The organism is Pseudomonas tehranensis (assembly GCF_014268615.1).
Classification (GTDB): domain Bacteria; phylum Pseudomonadota; class Gammaproteobacteria; order Pseudomonadales; family Pseudomonadaceae; genus Aquipseudomonas; species Aquipseudomonas tehranensis.
The window spans coordinates 1-2828 of sequence record NZ_JABWQV010000400.1 but is presented as its reverse complement, the minus strand read 5'-3'; the positions used below and the strand labels follow the sequence as shown (position 1 = coordinate 2828).

Genomic DNA, 2828 nt, shown 5'->3' with positions numbered 1-2828 from the left:
GGTAGGGGTTTTGTTTTGCCCGCAGGAAAGACCTGGTGTGTTTCTATGCAACAGTCTTGCGCATCGCTATCATGCGGGCCTCATTATCAGGTGCAGTTTGCATGCTCACGTTGCTTAAACTTCTGAAAGATGGCCGTTTCCACTCGGGTCAGGCGCTGGGTACTGCTCTGGGTATCAGTCGTAGTGCTGTATGGAAGCAGTTGCAGCACCTGGAGGCGGAGTTAGGGTTATCTGTTCATAAGGTTCGAGGTAGAGGTTATCAGCTGGCTAAGCCGCTGCTGCTTTTGGACTCAGCTGAGATTAGCGCCAAAGAGTCCTGTGAGTGGCCCATCCATATATTTGACTCTATTGATTCGACCAACGCTGAGGCGCTTCGCGCCATAGAGCGTGGAATGGACGCGCCATTTAGGATTTTGGCCGAGCGACAGACAGCCGGTCGTGGTCGTCGTGGTCGCAAGTGGGTGAGCCCGTTTGCCGACAATCTTTACCACAGTCTGGTGCTGCGAATTGATGGTGGCATGCGCCAAATTGAGGGGCTCAGCTTGGTTGTAGGGCTTGCAGTTATGCACGCCTTGCATGATATGGGGATCGCGGGGGCTGGGCTGAAGTGGCCTAACGATGTCCTGGTAGGTGATAAGAAAATCGCGGGCATCTTGCTTGAGTTGGTGGGGGATCCAGCAGACGTTTGCCACGTTGTCCTCGGCGTAGGGATTAATGTGAATATGCGGTCGACCGATGAGGTCGACCAGCAATGGACGTCCATGTGCCTTGAAGCGGGCAGGGATTTTGATCGAAACGAGCTGGTTGGACGGTTGGCTGCGAAGTTTCAGCATTATCTCAGGCTTCACCAGATGTCGGGTTTCGCCGCGATCCAAGAGGAATGGGAGCGATACCATCTGTGGCAGGGGCGCAATGTTTCCCTGATTGCCGGTATCAACCAGGTTGACGGGGTTGTGATGGGCATTGATCGTCAGGGCGCGCTGCGTTTGAAGGTAGATGGCGTGGAAAAAATCTTTAGCGGTGGTGAGCTCAGTTTGAGGTTGCGTGATGATTCTTGAGCTCGATTGCGGCAATAGCTTTATCAAATGGCGTGTCCTTGACTTCGATGGCGTAACACCGATCGAAGGAGGGGTGGCTGGTACCGATAGTGTCCTGCTGGCGAGCTTGAGTGACACCGATAAATTTCAGCTCAAGAAATGCCGTCTGGTTAGCGTGAGGACTCCGCAAGAGACGGATTCGCTGGTTGCTCTGCTAATTGATGTTTTTGGGGTATCTGTCTCACGCGCTGTACCTGTTCGGGAGTTGGCCGGTGTTAAGAACGGTTACAACGATTACGAGCGGCTAGGGCTCGATCGATGGTTGGCTTTGCTTGGAGGCTTTCATCTTGCCTCGGGAGCCTGTCTGGTGCTCGATTTCGGTACGGCCGTTACGGCGGATTTCGTGGCCGCGGACGGTGAGCATCTTGGGGGGTTCATTTGTCCTGGTATGCCTTTGATGCGTAATCAGTTGCGCACCCATACCCGACGGATTCGCTATGACGATACGGCTGCCGAGCGGGCTCACGAGAGTCTGGCCCCTGGTCGTGCGACTGTTGAGGCGGTGGAGCGCGGCTGCATGCTCATGCTCAGAGGGTTTGTCCTGACTCAGCTTGAACTGGCTAAAGAATATTGGGGGAAAGACTTCGTAGTATTTCTCACGGGGGGAGATGCCAATTTGGTATCCGGTGTTGTACCTGATGCCAAGGTAGTGCCTGATCTGGTTTTTGTTGGTTTGGCGATGGCCTGTCCTTTGTCTTGAGGTTCCTATGCGGTGGCTTTTTCTGCTGTTGGTGGTTTTGAATGTCTTTTATTACGTCTGGCATCAACAGGAGGCACCCCTTCGGGCAAAAGATGTGACTCCGTTGAGTTTGTACCGGGGCTCGCAGCAGGATATTCATCTCTTGAGCGAAACGGCTGATGCGCTTGTAAGGCGGGATTCAAGCAAATCTGCGGGCCGAGGCACGTGTGTCTATCTTGGTGGCTTCATCCGAATTGAAATGGCGCGCCAGCTGGAACAGCGGCTCGCGGCATCCGGGATCGCGGCTCGCTCCATTGCGCAGGGCTCGCCGAATCTGCCTGAGGGAGAAGGATTTTGGGTTCTGATTTCGCCAGATAGCGGGCTGAAGGTGAATGAAATGCTGCTTCAAAACCTTTCTAAAGAATTCAATGAGTTAAAACATAAAATAATGCCCTGTGAGGGGGTTGCACCCACAGGGTAGTTTGCATAGAATGGCGCCCGCTTCGCAGCGAAGGCCTTTAACAGCTAGCGCCACGAAGCGGTGTCAACGCAGCTAACCTCAGGTTTTTTATGAGAAAATGCTTGACAGAAGGCTGGCATGATATAGAATGCCGGCTCGCTTAGGAGGGGTTCCCGAGCGGCCAAAGGGATCAGACTGTAAATCTGACGTCTACGACTTCGAAGGTTCGAATCCTTCCCCCTCCACCAGTTTTAGCGTGAGCTGCAAGCTCCGCGGGTATAGTTTAGTGGTAGAACCTCAGCCTTCCAAGCTGATGATGCGGGTTCGATTCCCGCTACCCGCTCCAAGTTTGCAGGTTGTGCATAGTGTTTCGCTCTTGTAGCTCAGTTGGTAGAGCACACCCTTGGTAAGGGTGAGGTCAGCGGTTCAAATCCGCTCAAGAGCTCCATATAACAAGGCAGATATGAAAATATCTGCCTTTGTTTTAATGGTTTGTGTGACTTGCTAAATTCTTCTCCTAGGGGTGATTTCGATGGCTAAGGAAAAGTTCGAACGTAATAAGCCGCACGTCAACGTTGGCACCATCGGTCAC

The 2828-nt window shown here is 53.0% G+C and carries 3 protein-coding genes and 3 tRNA genes; all 6 read left to right on the top strand.

What is annotated here, in order from left to right; translation table 11 throughout:
• Nucleotides 1-101 precede the first annotated feature (101 nt).
• The 6 genes from birA to HU811_RS26380 all read left to right on the top strand — a co-directional run bounded on the left by birA (nt 102) and on the right by HU811_RS26380 (nt 2684).
• Nucleotides 102-1058 carry a bifunctional biotin--[acetyl-CoA-carboxylase] ligase/biotin operon repressor BirA gene (birA, locus tag HU811_RS26405; RefSeq protein ID WP_186659009.1) on the top strand — a complete coding sequence of 319 codons (957 nt, stop codon included), beginning with the start codon at nt 102-104 and terminating at the stop codon, nt 1056-1058.
• Nucleotides 1048-1797 carry a pantothenate kinase gene (locus tag HU811_RS26400; protein WP_186659006.1) on the top strand — a complete coding sequence of 250 codons (750 nt, stop codon included), beginning with the start codon at nt 1048-1050 and terminating at the stop codon, nt 1795-1797. Before birA ends, HU811_RS26400 begins: the two co-directional genes overlap by 11 nt.
• Before the next feature lie 7 nt (nt 1798-1804).
• Nucleotides 1805-2257, top strand: coding sequence for a hypothetical protein (locus tag HU811_RS26395; protein WP_092403491.1), 453 nt, complete (start codon nt 1805-1807; stop codon nt 2255-2257).
• Between the two features lie 142 nt (nt 2258-2399).
• A tRNA-Tyr gene (locus HU811_RS26390) sits at nt 2400-2484 on the top strand.
• A gap of 24 nt (nt 2485-2508) precedes the next feature.
• Nucleotides 2509-2582 (top strand) — tRNA-Gly (locus HU811_RS26385).
• Between the two features lie 26 nt (nt 2583-2608).
• A tRNA-Thr gene (locus HU811_RS26380) sits at nt 2609-2684 on the top strand.
• Nucleotides 2685-2828 lie beyond the last annotated feature (144 nt).

Coding starts and splice junctions, on each gene's coding strand:
- birA (WP_186659009.1), top strand. CDS start 102: ATGCTCACGTTGCTTAAACTTCTGAAAGATGGCCGTTTCCACTCGGGT.
- HU811_RS26400 (WP_186659006.1), top strand. CDS start 1,048: ATGATTCTTGAGCTCGATTGCGGCAATAGCTTTATCAAATGGCGTGTC.
- HU811_RS26395 (WP_092403491.1), top strand. CDS start 1,805: ATGCGGTGGCTTTTTCTGCTGTTGGTGGTTTTGAATGTCTTTTATTAC.